The 15,996-nt window shown below is 69.7% G+C and carries 18 protein-coding genes and 1 riboswitch; of the genes, 7 read left to right on the forward strand and 11 right to left on the reverse strand.

What is annotated here, in order from left to right:
• Positions 1 to 19: 19 nt before the first annotated feature.
• From test1122_RS24375 to test1122_RS24385, 3 genes are all read right to left on the reverse strand, one after another.
• Positions 20 to 1,153: a transglycosylase family protein gene (locus test1122_RS24375; protein WP_232271314.1), complete on the reverse strand. Its 1,134-nt coding sequence runs from the start codon at positions 1,151 to 1,153 to the stop codon at positions 20 to 22.
• Between the two features lie 121 nt (positions 1,154 to 1,274).
• Positions 1,275 to 2,075, reverse strand: coding sequence for a DUF6227 family protein (locus test1122_RS24380; RefSeq protein WP_232271315.1), 801 nt, complete (start codon positions 2,073 to 2,075; stop codon positions 1,275 to 1,277).
• Positions 2,076 to 2,228: 153 nt separating this feature from the next.
• Positions 2,229 to 2,495 (reverse strand): DUF2277 domain-containing protein, encoded by a 267-nt coding sequence (locus test1122_RS24385; protein ID WP_232271316.1) that lies wholly within the window; start codon positions 2,493 to 2,495, stop codon positions 2,229 to 2,231.
• A gap of 57 nt (positions 2,496 to 2,552) precedes the next feature.
• On the opposite strand from test1122_RS24385, the gene test1122_RS24390 reads away from it, so the two are divergent.
• The gene (locus test1122_RS24390; protein ID WP_232271317.1) at positions 2,553 to 3,464 is read left to right on the forward strand and encodes a pseudouridine-5'-phosphate glycosidase; all 912 of its coding nucleotides are present in this window, start codon (positions 2,553 to 2,555) and stop codon (positions 3,462 to 3,464) included.
• Positions 3,465 to 3,488: 24 nt separating this feature from the next.
• Here the strand turns inward: test1122_RS24390 and test1122_RS24395 are convergent, their stop codons facing one another.
• The 5 genes from test1122_RS24395 to test1122_RS24415 all read right to left on the reverse strand — a co-directional run bounded on the left by test1122_RS24395 (position 3,489) and on the right by test1122_RS24415 (position 6,922).
• Positions 3,489 to 4,211: a (2Fe-2S)-binding protein gene (locus test1122_RS24395; RefSeq protein ID WP_232271318.1), complete on the reverse strand. Its 723-nt coding sequence runs from the start codon at positions 4,209 to 4,211 to the stop codon at positions 3,489 to 3,491.
• A 105-nt stretch (positions 4,212 to 4,316) separates the two neighbouring features.
• Positions 4,317 to 4,586 carry a DUF1876 domain-containing protein gene (locus test1122_RS24400; protein ID WP_232271319.1) on the reverse strand — a complete coding sequence of 90 codons (270 nt, stop codon included), beginning with the start codon at positions 4,584 to 4,586 and terminating at the stop codon, positions 4,317 to 4,319.
• 81 nt (positions 4,587 to 4,667) lie between these two features.
• Positions 4,668 to 6,128, reverse strand: coding sequence for a glycine hydroxymethyltransferase (locus tag test1122_RS24405; RefSeq protein WP_232271320.1), 1,461 nt, complete (start codon positions 6,126 to 6,128; stop codon positions 4,668 to 4,670).
• 20 nt (positions 6,129 to 6,148) lie between these two features.
• Positions 6,149 to 6,243: riboswitch (ZMP/ZTP riboswitch) on the reverse strand.
• A gap of 35 nt (positions 6,244 to 6,278) precedes the next feature.
• On the reverse strand, positions 6,279 to 6,512 hold the full coding sequence (locus test1122_RS24410) for a hypothetical protein (RefSeq protein WP_232271321.1): 234 nt from the start codon (positions 6,510 to 6,512) through the stop codon (positions 6,279 to 6,281).
• A gap of 173 nt (positions 6,513 to 6,685) precedes the next feature.
• Positions 6,686 to 6,922, reverse strand: a complete 237-nt coding sequence (locus test1122_RS24415) for a hypothetical protein (protein ID WP_232271322.1) — start codon at positions 6,920 to 6,922, stop codon at positions 6,686 to 6,688.
• Positions 6,923 to 7,004: 82 nt separating this feature from the next.
• Here test1122_RS24415 and test1122_RS24420 point away from each other — a divergent pair, with 82 nt between their 5' ends.
• Complete coding sequence (locus test1122_RS24420) at positions 7,005 to 7,427, forward strand: HIT family protein (RefSeq protein ID WP_232272062.1); 423 nt, start codon at positions 7,005 to 7,007, stop codon at positions 7,425 to 7,427.
• Here test1122_RS24420 and test1122_RS24425 read toward each other — a convergent pair.
• Positions 7,417 to 8,973 carry an ATP-dependent DNA ligase gene (locus test1122_RS24425; RefSeq protein WP_232271323.1) on the reverse strand — a complete coding sequence of 519 codons (1,557 nt, stop codon included), beginning with the start codon at positions 8,971 to 8,973 and terminating at the stop codon, positions 7,417 to 7,419. The two genes, test1122_RS24420 and test1122_RS24425, sit on opposite strands and share 11 nt — an antisense overlap.
• 79 nt (positions 8,974 to 9,052) lie before the next feature.
• On the opposite strand from test1122_RS24425, the gene test1122_RS24430 reads away from it, so the two are divergent.
• Positions 9,053 to 9,529 (forward strand): DUF309 domain-containing protein, encoded by a 477-nt coding sequence (locus tag test1122_RS24430; protein ID WP_232271324.1) that lies wholly within the window; start codon positions 9,053 to 9,055, stop codon positions 9,527 to 9,529.
• Positions 9,530 to 9,545: 16 nt separating this feature from the next.
• On the opposite strand, the gene melC2 is transcribed toward test1122_RS24430, so the two are convergent.
• Both melC2 and melC1 read right to left on the reverse strand, forming a co-directional pair.
• On the reverse strand, positions 9,546 to 10,370 hold the full coding sequence (gene melC2, locus test1122_RS24435; RefSeq protein ID WP_232271325.1) for a tyrosinase MelC2: 825 nt from the start codon (positions 10,368 to 10,370) through the stop codon (positions 9,546 to 9,548).
• A gap of 70 nt (positions 10,371 to 10,440) precedes the next feature.
• Positions 10,441 to 10,797: an apotyrosinase chaperone MelC1 gene (melC1, locus tag test1122_RS24440; RefSeq protein ID WP_232271326.1), complete on the reverse strand. Its 357-nt coding sequence runs from the start codon at positions 10,795 to 10,797 to the stop codon at positions 10,441 to 10,443.
• A gap of 651 nt (positions 10,798 to 11,448) precedes the next feature.
• On the opposite strand from melC1, the gene test1122_RS24445 reads away from it, so the two are divergent.
• From test1122_RS24445 to test1122_RS24460, 4 genes are read left to right on the forward strand one after another with little or no spacing between them, the layout of a single operon-like run.
• Positions 11,449 to 11,946 carry a hypothetical protein gene (locus test1122_RS24445; protein WP_232271327.1) on the forward strand — a complete coding sequence of 166 codons (498 nt, stop codon included), beginning with the start codon at positions 11,449 to 11,451 and terminating at the stop codon, positions 11,944 to 11,946.
• 19 nt (positions 11,947 to 11,965) lie between these two features.
• A complete protein-coding gene (locus tag test1122_RS24450) occupies positions 11,966 to 13,315 on the forward strand; it encodes a hydantoinase/oxoprolinase family protein (RefSeq protein ID WP_232271328.1) in 1,350 nt (449 codons plus the stop codon).
• Positions 13,312 to 14,439, forward strand: coding sequence for a DUF917 domain-containing protein (locus test1122_RS24455; protein WP_232271329.1), 1,128 nt, complete (start codon positions 13,312 to 13,314; stop codon positions 14,437 to 14,439). Before test1122_RS24450 ends, test1122_RS24455 begins: the two co-directional genes overlap by 4 nt.
• The gene (locus test1122_RS24460) at positions 14,436 to 15,980 is read left to right on the forward strand and encodes a PucR family transcriptional regulator (RefSeq protein WP_232271330.1); all 1,545 of its coding nucleotides are present in this window, start codon (positions 14,436 to 14,438) and stop codon (positions 15,978 to 15,980) included. Before test1122_RS24455 ends, test1122_RS24460 begins: the two co-directional genes overlap by 4 nt.
• Positions 15,981 to 15,996: the final 16 nt, after the last annotated feature.

Here is a 15,996-nt window from a genome sequence, read left to right on the forward strand (position 1 = left end):
TACTGCCCATACCGTGCGCTCAGATGGTGACCCCGTTCTGCCGCAGATACGCGAGCGGGTTGATGTCCGAGCCGTAGCCAGGCCCGGTACGGACCTCAAGGTGCAGGTGCGGCCCGGTGGTGTTGCCTGTGCTGCCCGAACGGCCGATGGCCTGGCCCGCGTTCACCCGCTGGCCGGAACGTACCGAAATCGCGGACAGATGGGCGTACTGGCTGTACTTGCCGTCGTTGTGCCGGACAACCACCTGGTAGCCATACGATTCCGCCCAGCCGGCCGAGACGACCTCGCCGCCCGTGATGGCTCTGACCGAGGTCCCGGTCGGCACGGGGAAGTCGACACCGGTGTGGTAACCGGCGGCCCAGCCGCTGCCGGTGGCCCGGTAGGCGGTGCCGGGCGAGCCGCCGACCGGTGCCGTGAAGCCGGCCGTGGCGGCCTGCTGGGGCTGTGCGCGCTCCGGCTCCGGCTGCTGGGACCTGTGCTGCTGGGACTTGGGCTGCTTGGGCGGCTTGGGCTTGTCGGTACCGGCCCGTGGGCCGCTCAGCAGCAGCCGCTGGCCGGGGTGGATCAGGTCCGGATCGCCGCCGATGGTCCTGCGGTTGCGCTCATAGAGCGCCTGCCAGCCACCGCTGACGCCATGCGCCCGGGCGATGGAGAACAGGCTGTCTCCGCGGACGACCTCATACGGGCCACTGCTCCGCTTGTGCTCCTGCGCGGGTTGTTTCCGCTGCGGTGCGGGCTGCTTCGGCTTGGACCGGTCCGTGCGCGGCGGCGCCACGTTCCGGCTGAGCCCGGCTCTGACCGAGCAGACGGGCCAGGCACCGGGGCCCTGCCCCTTGAGGACCTTCTCGGCGATGGTGATCTGCTGGTCCCTGGTGGCCAGATCGGCACGGGGGGCGTAGGCGCTGCCACCGAAGGCCTGCCAGGTGGACTGCTTGAACTGCAGTCCGCCGTAGAAGCCATTGCCGGTATTGATGTGCCACTTGTTGTTGCTCTCGCAGCTGGCGACCTTGTCCCAGGTGTCCACGGGAGCGGCCTGCGCGTGACTCACACCGACGAACGGCAGGGCCAGGCCGGCCCCGCTCGCGGTAACGGTGAGTGAGGCGCGGGAAACAGCGCTGGGCTTATGGCGGCGGTGGCGTCCACGCGTGGCCATCGGCGTTCCTCCCCCATACCTTCGCGGCGTCGGTGCTCCGGCAACCGGGCTCCCGGACGCGGGAGTTGGCAAGCGGACCAAACGTAGAGGCGGGAAACCCGCTCCGGCAACCGATTCGGGCTTATTGGCTGCGGTGTCTGCCCGGGCCATGGGCGAGGGCGTGCCGTTCAGCGGCTCTGTCGGCAGCCGCCTCATAGGGATAGACCTCGCAGACGAGCTGCCCGTCCGGCGTGAAGTCGTGCTCCAGCTCGAAGAGGCTGACTTCGCGACCGTCATCGAGCAGGAAGGCATGCTCATACACCGAGCAGAACGACCGGTGCTCAGAGTTGCTGAGCGGCCGGGCCACCCGGGTGATGTGGTGCCGGCGGGCAGTGGACAGCAGTCGCAGCATCTCATCACCCGGCCGGTCGGGGTTGCGCGCGCGACGCAGCAGCCGACGGGCGTGGTCGGGGGAGTCCTGCTCGCTGAAGGACCGCTGACCAGGAATCTCCACCTCCATCTCGGTGAGGAGGTCGGCGGAGAGCTTGACCACGTTGGAGGCGATCACGCTGCCGAAGGGGTCATCCGGCGCGTCGCCCATGCGTGTGTGCACATGGCGCTCCGCTGCCCGTAGCGTCGCGACGTCCGCGTAGATCTCATGGACGAGCTGTCCATCGGCCTCGGTGTCGTGCTGCAGCTCCCACAGGACCAGGCCGGTGCTGTCACTCAGCATGAAGGTGTGCCGGTATGTGCGGCAACGCGTGGGAGGCGGCGGGGTGTTGTGCTGCCTCCAGGAGCGCAACTGCACGTCGCAACTGACGGCCGTGGCGAGCCGTGTCGCCAGTGTGTCGCTGATCTCAAAGGGGTTGCGCGCACAGGCGAGCAGTTGCTCAAGGTGTTCACCTGGCGCTGTGTTGCCCGCGTGGCGCGGCCAGCTACTCATACGGCGCCTCCCAGTGTGTGTTTTCCGCCCCACTATGTGGATACCCAGAGTAGCGGTTTAACTCCACCTCGCGGGAAGATTGGCTGACTTATTCCGTTCATTTAGCCGCTTTGAGCAGGCAAGACAGCGCAAATGCCGGTCTACCAGGAGTGGTTACTCTGGGTGAGTTTCTTCATGGGGTGGGCGAGTGGCCTGCGATCGCACCTGGTGGCGCGTCCCCCGCACGGTGAGCGAGCGCAACAGCTCCTCGGTAGTGGCGGTGATCTGCTCGACCGCCCGGTCAAAGGCGGCGGCGTTGGCCGGTGCGGGCTGGCGGAAACCGGACACCTTTCTGACGTACTGCAGCGCCGCCGCGCGTATGTCCTCCTCGGTCACCGAGTCGGCATACGGCGGACGGAGCGTCTTGATGCTTCGGCACATACTGAAGACGGTACGCCTGAGGTGGGCAGAACCGTTCGTACGCAAGGGAGGCCGGGCATGGCAGTGGTGCTGGCAGGCGAGGTGCGGGCGGCTGTGGCCCAGCGGCGCCCAGTGGTGGCGCTGGAATCGACGATCATCGCCCATGGCCTGCCCAGGCCACGGAACCTGGATGTGGCGCGGGAGCTGGAGGAGATCGTACGTGCCGAGGGCGCCGTCCCGGCGACCGTCGCGGTACTGGACGGGTGGGCCCATATCGGCCTGGACCAGAGGCAGCTGGAGCGGGTAGCGGGCGAGGAGGGGATCCGCAAACTGGGGCACCGTGATCTGGCCCCGGCACTGGCGCTGGGCGCGAGCGGGGCCACCACCGTCTCCGCGACGGCCATGCTGGCGGCGAGAGCCGGAATCCGGACCTTCGCCACGGGCGGTCTCGGTGGGGTGCACCGGGGGTGGGCCGAGGTGCAGGACGAGTCAGCGGATCTGCGGCTGCTGGGCCGCACCAGGATCACCGTGGTGTGTGCCGGGGTGAAGTCCGTACTCGACGTACCCGCGACACTGCAGCGGCTGGAGACGCTGGGGGTCGGGGTGCTCGGTTTCCGCACCGACTCCTTCCCCGGCTTCTATCTGCGCTCCTCGGGCGAGCCGGTGGACTGGACGGTGCGGGAACCCCGCGAGGTGGCCGCCGCGATGCGGGCCCAGGACACCCTCGGCGGGCCGGACTCCGCACTGATCGTGGCCAACCCGGTGGCGGCGGCGGAGGAGCTGGACCCCCGGCTGCACGACCGGGTGCTGACCGAAGCACTCGCCGCCTGCGCCCGGGAGCGGATCACCGGACAGGCCGTGACCCCGTTTCTGCTGGAGTATCTGGCCAGCCATACCGATGGGGCCTCGCTGGCGGCCAACCTCGCTGCGGTGCGGGGCAATGTGCGGCTCGCCGCACAGATCGCGGCGGCCTGGTCGGCGGTCGCGTGAGCCACTTCGCGCTGCTGGTCCCGGTTACGACGATGGGGGCCCGGGGGTGCGACGGCGCGGTGCCCGGGTGAAGACGCAGTCACCGCACAGGCCGCCGCCGGGGACCCGGTAGTACAGGCAGCAGGTGTGCCGCCGGAAGCGGGTCCCGGTGAGGGTGCCGGTGGTGCGCAGATCGGGGTGGGCCAGCAGTGCGCTGGTGATCCGCTGTGCCTGCCCGGCGGCGGACCGCTGACCGTGCTGATGGCACCAGCGGTACAGCTGGCCCAGCGCACCGCCGAGCGCGGAGGCGGCGTTGCCCCACAGCAACCGTTCGGAGACCGGGGCCACCTGCCGGGTGGCCGCGATCAGCGGAACGAGATGCCGGCCGTGCACCACATCCCGTATCCGCTCCGCCGGTTCGGCGGCGACGGGCAACGGCCGTGGCTCGGGAAGCCACAGATCATCGGGGGCGGTACGGGCCGGATCCCAGTGGAGACGTTCGGGGGAGAGATCGGGCGTCCAGCCGCGCAGCACCGTCGGGGCGAGGGCGATCGACCACAGCCGGGAGGCCAGCCCCAGAAAGGCGATCGAGGCAGCGACCCGGGTCTCCACGCTGTTCAGCCGGGCGGCCACCTCCTCGATACGGGCCCACAGCGGCCCGGTGTCCCCCGCGTAGACCCGCGCGAGTGGTACCGCCCCAGTGGTGACGGGCGCCTGAGTGCGCAGGGTGAAGAACCCCCCGGGGGAGGCCGTCTCGCTCACGTCCATGCCGACACTCTAGGAGGGGCATGATTCCCGGGCGTGATTCCCGGGCGTGATTCTGCGGGCCCGGGGCGATGGTGCGTCGCCCCGGGCCCGGACCGGGCTTCCCGGTTACCGGACAAGGTGTGCGGGCTGGTGCGTCACCTCTTCGATCTCATGACCCGCCTTGGCGAGCAACTGGTGGGAGAGATCGTTGAGCGCCCTGGCCGCCGCGATCTCCTCACCGACCCGCTGCTGAGCTGGGTCTTCCGGGTATCGGTCGGCGCGCCCATGGGCCCTCAGCTCGGTACCGTCCTGCAGGCGGAGCAGGCAAGCCGCCCGGGTCTTGTCGCCGTCCTCGAGGAACTCCATCTCGATGTGCCACCCAACGACTGTTTCCATGGCACTCACCTCCCAGGTGCTTCTTCCAGGGTGCATCCGGTGGGGCCCCAGAGTCGATATGAAGCGGGTGATACGGGGCGTTCAGCTCAGATCGATGCCCGGGTAGAGCGGGTGCTTCGCCAGCAGCTCGGCGGCGCGTTCGGAGACCTGTGCCGCGACGCCGCCGGCCAGCGTGTGCTGGGCCTTGGACGGCTTACCGCTGGCGGTGGTGCCCGGGGTGGTACGGGCCAGGACCGTATCGATCAGATCAGCGACCTCGTCCATCTCGGCGGTGCCAAGGCCGCGTGTGGTCAGGGCCGGGGTGCCGATGCGGATGCCGGAGGTGTACCAGGCACCGTTGGGGTCCTGGGGGATGGCGTTGCGGTTGGTGACAATGCCGGAGTCGAGCAGGGCGGACTCGGCCTGGCGGCCGGTGAGGCCGTAGCCCGAGACGTCGATGAGCACCAGATGGTTGTCGGTGCCATCGGTGACCAGCGTGGCGCCACGCCGCTTCAGGCCCTCGGCGAGTGCCTGGGCGTTGTCCACGATGCGCTGGGCGTAGTCCTGGAACTGCGGCTGCCGGGCTTCCGCGAACGCCACCGCCTTCGCCGCCATCACATGGGGCAGTGGCCCGCCAAGGACCATCGGGCACCCCTTGTCCACGTACTCGGCCAGCGAACTGTCGCACAGCACCATGCCGCCGCGCGGACCGCGCAGCGACTTATGGGTGGTGGTCGTGGTGATCTGGGCGTGGGGAACGGGATCGAAGTCACCGGTGAAGACCTTGCCCGCGACGAGCCCGGCGAAGTGCGCCATATCAACCATCAGCGTCGCACCCACCTCATCGGCGATCTCCCGCATGATCCGGAAGTTCACCAGCCGGGGGTAGGCGGAGTATCCGGCGATGAGGATGAGCGGCCGGAACTCATGGGCGGCGGCGCGTACGGCGTCATAGTCGAGCAGACCGGTCGCCGGGTGCGTACCGTAGCTGCGCTGCTCGAACATCTTGCCGGAGATATTGGGGCGGAAGCCATGGGTGAGATGGCCGCCCGCGTCCAGGGACATCCCCAGCATGCGCTGGTCGCCCAGGGCGCGACGGAGCTGGGCCCAGTCCTCCTCGCTGAGATCGTTGATGTGCCTGGCCTGGGCGCGCTCCAGCGCCGGGCTCTCCACACGCTGGGCGAGCACGGCCCAGAAGGCGACGAGGTTGGCGTCGATGCCGGAGTGCGGCTGTACATACGCGTGCGGGGCGCCGAAGAGCTCCCGGGCGTGCTCGGCGGCCAGCGCCTCGACGGTGTCGACATTGCGGCAACCAGCGTAGAAGCGGCGGCCGACGGTGCCCTCGGCGTACTTGTCGCTGAACCAGTTGCCCATGGCCAGCAGTACGGCCGGGGAGGCGTAGTTCTCACTGGCGATCAGCTTGAGCGAGGCACGCTGGTCCTCGATCTCGGCGCCGATCGCGTCGGCGACCCGGGGCTCGACGCCCCGGATCACCTCCAGCGCACTGCGGAAGGCGGTCGACTCGGGTGTATACGGCTGAGACGGCTCAGAACCAGCGGCCACGGAAACCTCCAGGGTTGACGTCCGGTGGCCCAGGCGCGCGGCAGTACATCACAGGCGATGGAGCCGCTCCCCAATGGTCAATCCCATTTCCCTCGCGCCAGTCACGGCTCCCGGTGAGCGTATCAAGCCCGCCGTGTGGCCGTCCGCCGGTCAGGCGTGGTCGACCAGCTGGGGGTGCCCCTGTACCCGCGCGCAGTGGGCACAGCAGTAAAACTGCCCATCCGACTGCACGCCATGGCCCAGGATGCGGCACTCACAGTTCTCGCAGATAGGCGCGATCCTCTGGGCAGCGCACTCAAGACTGTCGAAGACGTGGACGGCGCCTGCGGCGTGCACTTCGAAGGCCATCTCGTAGTCGTTGCTGCACACCTCGCATACGGCCATGAACGATCACTCCTCATTGTGTAGGTGAGTCGATGGCAAGGATGAGGGGAAGGGGTGGCGCCGGCACCCGCGACGCGAGGGCTCGGCCTCGACCGGCCGACCGCGATCACTCCCCCAGCCCAGGGGATACGGCCAGGTGAGCATCGCAGCGACGCCGTTGAGGCGACGAGCTCTTACGGGACCTCGCGGAGGTACAGCGCACCGCAGGTGTGGCAGAAGGGCTCCGTGGTGGCTCCCCAGGCCTCCGCCGACTGGGTGGCGGCCTGTGCGCTCAGGTCCCGGCCGCACAGCGCGGCGGTCTCACCTTCGCGGACCATGTGCCAGACCTTCACCGGGCCGAGGGCGGCCGGTTCCGGGCTCTCCTCGGACCGCCCGGCCGGCCCGTACTCGGCGCGCATCTCGTACCTCATCTCGGGCACCTCCGGCCAACATCATGCGTCCGCCCGTACGCACCCGCCACCGCACGCCCCCACCGTGCTCTTGACTGGAGCCATGGAGTGCAACTTCTGCGCGATTGCCGCCGGTGAGTGTGCGAGCCACCGGGTCTTCGAGGACGACACGGCCGTGGCGTTCCTGGATGCCCGGCCGCTGTTCCCCGGCCATCTGCTGGTCGTGCCACGGCGGCACATCGAGACGCTGACCGATCTCCCGGCATCCGATGTGGGGCCGTTCTTCTCCCGGGTACAGCGGATCACGGCCGCCGTGGAGCGCGGCATGGCGGCCGCCGGTTCGTTCGTCGCCACGAACAACCGGGTCAGCCAGTCCGTACCGCACTTTCATGTCCATGTGGTGCCGCGCAATCGCAAGGACGGGCTGCGCGGCTTCTTCTGGCCACGTACCCGCTACGCCGATGACGCCCACGCGGCGGAGGTCGCAGCCCGGCTGCGGGCCGCCCTGGAGGAACTCAGCCGCTGAGGGGTGTCCGCTGGCCGCGCAGTGCTACCACGGTCTCGACCGTGTCCGCCTGGTCCGCCGTCTTGTCCTGGCGGTAACGCACCACACGGGCGAAGCGCAGCGTCACACCCGCCGGATAGCGGGAGGACTGCTGCACCCCGTCGAAGGCCACCTCCACCACCAGCTCCGGCCGCACCGTCACCCCCCAGGCCGCGCTGCTGACCGCGATGTTCCGCAACCGCTCGGTCTGCCACGTCAGCAGGGCGTCCGTGAGGCCCTTGAAGGTCTTGCCGAGCATGGCGAAGGAACCGTCCGGGCGCCGCGCCCCCAGATGCAGATTCGACAGCTTCCCGGTGCGCCGCCCATGTCCCCACTCGGCGGCCAGCACCACCAGATCGAGGGTGTGTACGGGCTTCACCTTCAGCCAGGACGCCCCGCGTCGCCCCGCGCTGTAGCGGGAGTCCAGCGCCTTGCACACCACGCCCTCATGCCCACGCGCCAGCACCTGACCGGTGAACTCCCGTGCCGCGTCCCGGCACTTCCCGTCCCCTGGATCAGTGACCACCAGTCGCCGTACCCGCTGGGGCGCGGGGACCACGCGGGCGAGCTCCTCGTGGCGTTGCCCCACGGGCAGATCGAGGAGGTCGCGCCCGTCCACCGCCAACAGATCAAAGAAGACCGGGGAGAGCGGCAGGGACTCCCGCGCCCCCAGCACATCCAGCCGTGATCCGACCCGCCCCGAGACCTCCTGGAAGGGCCGTGGCCGCTCGTCCTGGTCGAGTGCGATCACCTCCCCGTCCAGAACGGCCTGCCGGGCGGCCAGCCCATGGGCCGCGGCCACGACTTCGGGAAGCCGGTCGGTGATCTCATCGAGGGTGCGGGTATAGACCCGTACGCTCTCGCCGTCCCGGTGCACCTGCACCCGGATGCCGTCCAACTTCTCCTCGACCGCGCACGGGCCGAGCCTGTCCAGCGCCTCGTCCACGTCCTTCGCGGTCTGCGCGAGCATCGGCAGCACGGGGCGGCCCACCGTGAGCCGGAAGTCGGCGAGCGCGGCTGGGCCGCGGGCGAGCAGCGCCTGTGCCACCGTGCCCAGCGAGCCGCCCAGCATGACCGCCCGGCGGACGTCCACGGGATCCGCGCCGACCGCCGCTGACAGTCCCTCGACGGCGAGAGCGTCGAGCGCGCCCTGCCGCAGCTCACCGCCGATCAGCCGGATGAGGAAGAGCTGTTCCTCCTCCGTAGCGGCGGACATCAGCGTATGCAGCAGCCGCTTGCGTTCCGTCTGCGAGCCCTTGCCGGATACGGCCGCGATCCGCCCCAGCGCGGCGTCCACGTCTGCGACGGTGAGCCGGGGCGCGGCCGCTGGCGGCGGGTGCTCCATGAGGGTCCGCCAGCCGACGCCGGTCCGCCGCTGCGGCAGCCGGCCCGCCAGATAGGTGACGGCCACCGGGGCCTCGGCGGGCTCCGCCGTACGGAACAGCTGGGCGAGCAGGGTGACCTTCGCAGAGCGTGCGGAGGTCGCCGCGATCTCCCGTGAGGTCCGGGCGAGGTCAGCCAGCAGCATGGCCTCATCCTCCCCCAGCACACGGCAGCCCGCAGGGCGGCCACGGCGAGGGGAGAACCTTCCGTGGGACACTCGGGATGTGAGTGACCGGGACCGTGATGAGGAGGGCCGCGCCCGCAGCGCCCGCCCGCGAGATGGCCTGGGCAGGCCGCTGCCCTATGACGCGGTGGGCGCCCCGCGCCAGCCCGAGGGGGTGCGGCGTTCCCCCGAGGAGACACTGACCGAAGCCCAGCGGCTGCTCGACGCCGGTATGCCCTTCCACGCGCACGAGGTGCTGGAGGACGCGTGGAAGTCCGGCCCCGAGCACGAGCGCGAGCTGTGGCGGGGCCTGGCCCAGCTCGCCGTGGGGGTCACCCACGCCGCCCGCGCCAACACCACGGGCGCCGCGGCACTCCTGCGCCGCGGCGCGGACACCATTGGGCCTTACGCCGGCAACCCGCCCCACGGCATCGATATCACCGGCCTGCGAACCTGGGCCCAAACCCTGGCCGGTAGCCTCCACACCGGCCACGAACCCCCTCCGGCCGCCTCCATCGCCCCACGCCTGCGCGGCTGAGCGGGCGGCCCAGGGGCTAGGCGGTGTCGTAGGTGTAGTGCGGGGTGTGGTCGAGCATGTCGGCGGGCGTGGTGTCGTTCCAGGGCCGCATGGGGTCATGGAGGCCGACGACGTTGGCGGTTCCTGTGGCGGGAAGGTAACCGGAGTCCGGGTGTGCGCGCTGCCATTCGTCCCACAGCTTGTCGATGAAGCAGTGGTGCAGCCAGAAGACGGGGTCGTTGGGGGAGGCGCCGGTGGCCATATGGCCACCGACCCAGACATGGACCCGGTTGTGCAGGTCCACTCCTCGCCACCCTTCCAGGTGGTTACGGAATCCATCGGAGCCGCTGTTCCAGGGCGGCATATCGTAGGTCGCCATCGCGAGCACGGAGTTCACCTCGGCCCGGGTGGGCAGCTGCACCCCTCGGGAGCCGAGTGAGCGGCGGAGGTAGGGGCGGCGGTCCATGCCGATGCTGATGGGCCAGTTTCCGGTTTGGTAGGCGAAGGGGCCGGTCATGACCTGGCCATCGGTGCTGCGCCCGGTGGGGCCGAGGAAATCGTCGGCCCACAGGGAAGAGTCGGGACTGCGGTCAGCGGTCCAGTCCCAGTAGGGGATGGTGACTGAGGAGTTGACCCGCTGGAGTTCTCTCTCAAACTCAAGGAGGAACTTGCGGTGCCAGGGGAGGAATGACGGTGACCGATGAGCGACGCGGTCGCCGTGGTCGGTATCGTTCATGATGAAACCGTTGTGTGTGCTGACGAATGCGTCATAGCGGCCACTGCGCTTGAGCTCCAGTAGCGCGTTGACGAACTCCCGCTTCTCGTTCGCCGTGAGATGCGCTTGGTTCTTGCGGACGGACACGTGTAATTGTTTCCTTTCCTTGTCCATGAAGCCGGGGTGAAGCCGGAGCGAAGCCGGGGTGACGTGGGGGCTACGGGAGCGGGGAGAGTTCGGCACCTTGCAGATCGTTCACCGCGGCTCGGGCCAGGGCGCGGGGTGAGCTGTGGAGTTCGTAGTGATTGATGACGCTGACCCAGCTGCCGTCGGCGTTCTGCATGATGTGTAGTTCTTTACCATCGATGAAGACCGTGTAGTCCGGCCCACCGTGGTGATGGTGGTTGGCGCCAGGTGTGGACCGGCCCTGTATCTGACGGCCGTTGTAGACCTCACTGAAGGGCGTGGGCCCGGAACGCGTGCTCGCCGCGCCGGCCGCGGGGGCGGTGAGCGCGGCACCGATAAGCGCCGCGGTGCCGCCGTATAACGCCTGGCGACGGGTGATACCTGACATGTTGAACCTCCTCAGGGCATGAATGGCTGACGGGCTCGCCGGAGGACCGGCGAGCCCGTGCGAGGTACATGTCTACTGGGCGGTTCGGGGGCGCCGGAAGGGCCGACTGGCGGGTTGGCCGCGAATCGGACATTGACCGTAAAGAAGTGCAAACTTAAACGGACGTGATCTTGCTTCCCAGTGCCATCGCACCCGGTGGCTACGGGAGATTTTTCAACTGCCAACCATCATGACCGCAGATCTTATGGTTGGCCCTGGATGGGTGGTGTCCCTCGGGGTGAAAAAGCTGACGTGAAAACGCACTTGTCCGAGTTGGTGGTCACGGAAGGTTGAGGTGTCTTCTCTTTCCGTACGGCCCGTGCCGGATCCCGCACGTCCTGCGGCGATGGCATGAGCGCCAAAGCGGCGGGAGTGCCAAGTGTGCCTTCGGCACAGCCGTAGCGGCGCGGCTTGTGCGTGAGGCCCATGGCGGGAGACGGGTGTCCAACTAGCGTCCACCCGGACCTGACCATGTGTATCCACAACTCGGGGGCTGACTGGCCGCGTTGAGTCAGCTCGCTGTGTATTCCGCTGGAGGGGGGAAGCCATGCGGAACATTGTTGAGCGGTCAACATACACCCGTGCGAGGTGACTTGGAAGGGGGAGTTACCTATGATCTATGCGGCTGAACTGCCCTGGCTCGTCCACTACACCGATGAACCCCCTTCGGATCTCGGCCGGTACACAGGGAGCGTGGTGCAGGCACCCCGCCTCAGCGGTATGGACTCCCTGCGGTACATGCGCCATAACGGTCAGCAGGTCGGCGGGGTCCTGGTCTGTCTCATCCACGAGTTGGTACAGATCCCGATCGCGCCCGGTGTGGGCCCCTGGCGGTGGCCGCCGACGGCGACCCTCTGCCGACCGCGCACCATGCGGTGCAGCGCCGCGGACGGCAGCAACCTCGCCTACCGGCCATGCCCCGGACGGTTCTGGCTTCTCCCGCACGACACCCGGGAGATGCTGACCGACGGCGCCGGCCTGTACGACGTACTGTGCACTGTCCGCTCGTTGCGACGGCAGGGACGTTCCAGGGAGTTGGGCGGCTTGAACCCCCTGCCGTCCGGTCCGCGGGAATCACCGGATGACCTGTGCCGTCGCTGGACATCGTGAACCAACACAAGGAGGCCGCATGCGTATCGGGGTCCGACTGGGCTCCTCCGGGGCATACGGCGCGCTGGTCGACAACGATTCTGCCCGCACCGCGGCTTCGGTGCCGCTCACCGCTGACTGGACCGAGCCACTGACGACCCTGCTCCGCGATCTGGCCGCCACCGCGCCATCCCCGGTCACCTCGGTGACATGGGATATCTCCGCGATGCTGGAGGAGACACTCGCCCCGGCGGCGGGGGCGGCGCTGCGCGCACAACCGGTGGCCGCGATACGGGTGGTGCCCAGGGCGCCGAGCGCCCCGGACGGCGGCGGCCATCCCTCGGCGCTGGTCCGGTCGCTGATCGGCTGGCGCGGCACGGTCCCGGGAGGGCATGACCTGTTCGGCACCGAGTTATGCGAGCTCGACCTCGACGCCGCCAGACGGTGCGCCGAGGCCGCCGAGGCCGCCGGGCTGACCACCCTGGCCATCACCGCCACCGGCGCCGCGGCCTGCCCGGATCACGAGGTAGCCGTCGCCGCCGAACTGCTGGAGCGTTTCCCCCACGTACGGCTGTGCTTGTCCCATGAGACCGGTGGGCTCGGACTGCTGGAGCGGGAGGCGACAACAGCCGTCAACGCGGCACTGCTCGATGTGGCCGAAGGCATCATCGCCGGATGCGAGCATGCCACCGGGACGCTCGCCGGCAAGCCGTCCTGCTGGTTCGCCACCGGCGACGGCGGCCGGGTATCGGGTAAGCGGCTGTGCTGGCTGCCCATCGTCGGTCTGTCCGCCACCCCGGCGGCCGCCCTGATCGGAGCGGCCAGGCTCTCCGAGACCACCGATGCGCTCGTCGTGCTGACCAGCGCCTCAACGATCACGATGGGGCAGGTGCGAGACGGTCTGCCCCATGTGGAGGCCGATCTGTCCGGGAACAGCGGGGTACGGATGGCACCGCCGCAGCCCGTGCTCACCGTTTCTCCCACACCGGCCGTATCCGCTGCCCCACTGCTCGCCGCACACAGCCGCCATACGGCCGATGTGGTCGCCGTACTGGATGAGGACGGGTCCGAAACGGCCGACCAGTTCCGCCACGCCACCGACTCCGACCCGCTGCTGGTACGGCCGAACGCCGACATCGCCGCGGTCGGCGCCGCCTGCACCGAGCCCAGCGCCTGGCTGGATCTGCTGGTCCCCCTCGACACCCAGGGGAGCCTGGAACGGATACAGACGGAGGCCGAACAGCGGGCACTCGCCCTCGTCGCGGCCCATGGCGCCGGTCCCGGCAGTGAGTACATCGTCAGATCAGCCGCGACCGCCGTGGGATATCTGCGGATCTACCGGCTGCAGGTCCGAGCGGGCAGCCGCACCGAGCCGGGACCCGCACGGTGACCGGCGAAGCCTCCCGCCCAGCCGTCAAGCCGACGCACCTCATCTCGGCCAGTGACCTGCCCGCGATCGTGGCGGGCAATCAGCTGCTGTGCTCGGGGCGCGGCGCGGCCGGCGGACTGGACGGGGTCACGGTATGCGTCGCCGACTTGCTGGAACGGTGCGGGCCCGTGCCTCTGGTGCACCTGGACGACCTGCCCGCTGACGCCATGTGCGCCGCGGTGGGGGGAGTCGGCGGGTATGCGTCGGTCCTCGAACTGCCCCCGGGTGGCGATGAGTTCGCGTTGGCCGTACGGGCCCTGGAGGACCGGACCGGCAACCGTCTGGATGCCGTGGTAGCGCTGAACTCAGCGGGGCCGAACGCGCTGCTCCCCATCGCCGCGGCGGCCGCGCTCGGGCTGCCCCTCGTCGACTGCGACGGCATGGGCCGCATCTTCCCGCTGATCCATCAGACCACGTACGCGCTGGCCGGCCTGTCCACCACACCACTGGCCGGGGTCAGCCAGACCGGTGACACGGTCGTCCTGGAAACCCGCTCGGCGCGTGCCGATCTGCTGCTGCGCGGCATTGTGGACGCGTCCGGCGGCTTTATGACCTGCGCGATGTACCCGGCGACCGCCGGTCAGCTGAGCGAAGCAGCCATCAAAGGATCCACCAGCCGCATCATGCGGGTGGGTGAGCTGCTGACCACGGAGACCCGGCACGCCGCGCTGCTCGCCGGGCTGTCCCGCACCGTGGGGGCGCGGGTGCTGGCCAGCGGCCAGGTGATCGCCCTTGACCTGCCCAGCCCTTCGGTCGGTGCGCGTCAGTATCCTTCCGTCCCGACCAGCATTGTGGTGGCCGAGCCCGCCGGGGGCGGCCCTGTCGTCCGGCTGGAGGCACAGAACGAGATCCTGCTGGCATTGATCGACGGCGCTGTCGCCGCCGCCGTGCCGGACGTTCTCTGCCTGCTCGACCGGCAGAAGCTGCACCCGGTCGGCCTGGAGGGGATAGCGGTCGGCGACCATGTCGATGTCCTTGTGGTCCCGGCAGCGCCGATGTGGCACAGCGCCGCCGGGCTCGAACTGGCCGGTCCACGGGCGTTCGGCTTCCCCGTGCGCCACCCGAACGAGGAAGGCAACAGATGAACCGTGCCCACCAGTCAGGGCCGTTGACCGTGGCCGAGCTGGTGCGTTTCGGTCCGCTGAGCGGAGCGCGATCCTATGCCGCCAGCCACCTCGGCCGGCAGGTGACCGGGGTGAGCCTGGTCTCCGATCTGGACCAGGCACGGCAGTGCAAACCCGAGACCGTCCTGGTAGTGCATCCGGCCGCGGCGCACGGGGTGTGGGCGTTGGAGGCGGCGCTGCGATTCGCCTGGGAACGTAACGCCTCCTGTGTGGTGGCGCCGGCCGGGACGGCGGTCACCGGCTCCACCACACAACTCGCCGAGCGGCTGCGGATGCCGCTGCTGGTCGTGGCGGACCCCGCCCAGCAGGCACTGGAGCTGGCGGTGGCGATCGCCGATACGGAGGCTGCCCGCTCCAGGCTGATCGCCCGCTGCGCCATTCTCTTCGGCGAGCGATTCAGCCTCCGGGACATCGTCGGCGTGATCAACAACGAGGTACCGGGAGTCCTGGCCGCCTTGATGACGAAGGACGGGTACGTTCTCGCCGGGCGGTCGGCGGTCGGCCGCGCTGATGCGGACGCACACCGGCTCCAGGTTTCCGTGCCCGGGCCCGATGGCCGCCCCTGGGCCACCCTGGTGGCTCAGCTCACCGCTCCCTCGCCCTCCTGGGCGGAAACGGTGCAGACCATCCTGCGGCTGGCGCGGGCCCCACTGGCCGCGTCCAGCGCGGGGCTGCGGCTGTCCCTCTCGCACCAGGCGAGCAGGGACCGGCTGCTGCTGGAGACGCTGCTGTGGGGCAAGCGGTCCGAGCGTACGGAGAACAACGCCGGACCGCATCCGCCGGTGAGCGCGGCTCCCGGGCCCGAGCAGATCGCACGTGAGGCGGGCTGGCCCATCGACGGATGCCATGTCGCGGTGTGTCTGCGCCCTGCGGAGCAGGAGACCTGCGACCTCGAAGCGGCCGGCCCCGGCGTGATCGCCGGTTGGCGCGAGAGCCTTTCCGCCGCGCCGCTCGTCCCCGTGAAGCACGGCTGGGTGACCTGGTTCACCGCTGCCCCGGCGGACCCCGCGGAGGTCGCCCACCAGGTCCGCCGGCGGCTGACGTCCACCCGGATCCCCATCCCGCTGACCGCGGGTATTGGCCAGCCGGGGGAGGGCATGGCGGGACTTCGGCAGTCAGTGACCGAGGCGGAGCTGGCCGCGGCGGTGGCCAGCCGGCAGGGTGGCGGGGCGATCGAGCGGTACGCCGAGCTGGGACCGCGGGCGGTCCTCGCCTCGCTGCCGGTCGCCGAGATCGCGGAGGCGTCACGCGTCCTGCTCGCCGGTCTTCTCGCGGATCCCAAGGCCGACGTTCTCCTCACCACGCTGACCGCCCTGCTGGACTGCGCCGGTTCCACCGGTCAGGCCGCTGCCCGGCTCGGTGTCCACCGCAACACCATGCTCGGCAGGATCGAACGCATCCGGGCCTGCGGTGTCGACCTGAACGCGCCCGAGCAGCGGCTCGCCCTCCATGTGGCCTGCCATGCCCTGCTCAGCACCCGGCGGCGTCAACAGCAGGGCTGAGCAGCCGAACCGACAG

The sequence above is a fragment of the Streptomyces gobiensis genome (assembly GCF_021216675.1).
In the GTDB taxonomy this organism is placed as follows: domain Bacteria; phylum Actinomycetota; class Actinomycetes; order Streptomycetales; family Streptomycetaceae; genus Streptomyces; species Streptomyces gobiensis.

What these genes read in the sequence shown, in the direction of transcription:
- test1122_RS24375 (WP_232271314.1), bottom strand. Translation starts at nt 1,153, where the DNA reads ATGGCCACGCGTGGACGCCACCGCCGCCATAAGCCCAGCGCTGTTTCC.
- test1122_RS24380 (WP_232271315.1), bottom strand. Translation starts at nt 2,075, where the DNA reads ATGAGTAGCTGGCCGCGCCACGCGGGCAACACAGCGCCAGGTGAACAC.
- test1122_RS24385 (WP_232271316.1), bottom strand. Translation starts at nt 2,495, where the DNA reads ATGTGCCGAAGCATCAAGACGCTCCGTCCGCCGTATGCCGACTCGGTG.
- test1122_RS24390 (WP_232271317.1), top strand. Translation starts at nt 2,553, where the DNA reads ATGGCAGTGGTGCTGGCAGGCGAGGTGCGGGCGGCTGTGGCCCAGCGG.
- test1122_RS24395 (WP_232271318.1), bottom strand. Translation starts at nt 4,211, where the DNA reads ATGGACGTGAGCGAGACGGCCTCCCCCGGGGGGTTCTTCACCCTGCGC.
- test1122_RS24400 (WP_232271319.1), bottom strand. Translation starts at nt 4,586, where the DNA reads ATGGAAACAGTCGTTGGGTGGCACATCGAGATGGAGTTCCTCGAGGAC.
- test1122_RS24410 (WP_232271321.1), bottom strand. Translation starts at nt 6,512, where the DNA reads ATGGCCGTATGCGAGGTGTGCAGCAACGACTACGAGATGGCCTTCGAA.
- test1122_RS24415 (WP_232271322.1), bottom strand. Translation starts at nt 6,922, where the DNA reads ATGAGGTACGAGATGCGCGCCGAGTACGGGCCGGCCGGGCGGTCCGAG.
- test1122_RS24420 (WP_232272062.1), top strand. Translation starts at nt 7,005, where the DNA reads ATGGAGTGCAACTTCTGCGCGATTGCCGCCGGTGAGTGTGCGAGCCAC.
- test1122_RS24425 (WP_232271323.1), bottom strand. Translation starts at nt 8,973, where the DNA reads ATGCTGCTGGCTGACCTCGCCCGGACCTCACGGGAGATCGCGGCGACC.
- melC1 (WP_232271326.1), bottom strand. Translation starts at nt 10,797, where the DNA reads ATGTCAGGTATCACCCGTCGCCAGGCGTTATACGGCGGCACCGCGGCG.
- test1122_RS24445 (WP_232271327.1), top strand. Translation starts at nt 11,449, where the DNA reads ATGATCTATGCGGCTGAACTGCCCTGGCTCGTCCACTACACCGATGAA.
- test1122_RS24450 (WP_232271328.1), top strand. Translation starts at nt 11,966, where the DNA reads ATGCGTATCGGGGTCCGACTGGGCTCCTCCGGGGCATACGGCGCGCTG.
- test1122_RS24460 (WP_232271330.1), top strand. Translation starts at nt 14,436, where the DNA reads ATGAACCGTGCCCACCAGTCAGGGCCGTTGACCGTGGCCGAGCTGGTG.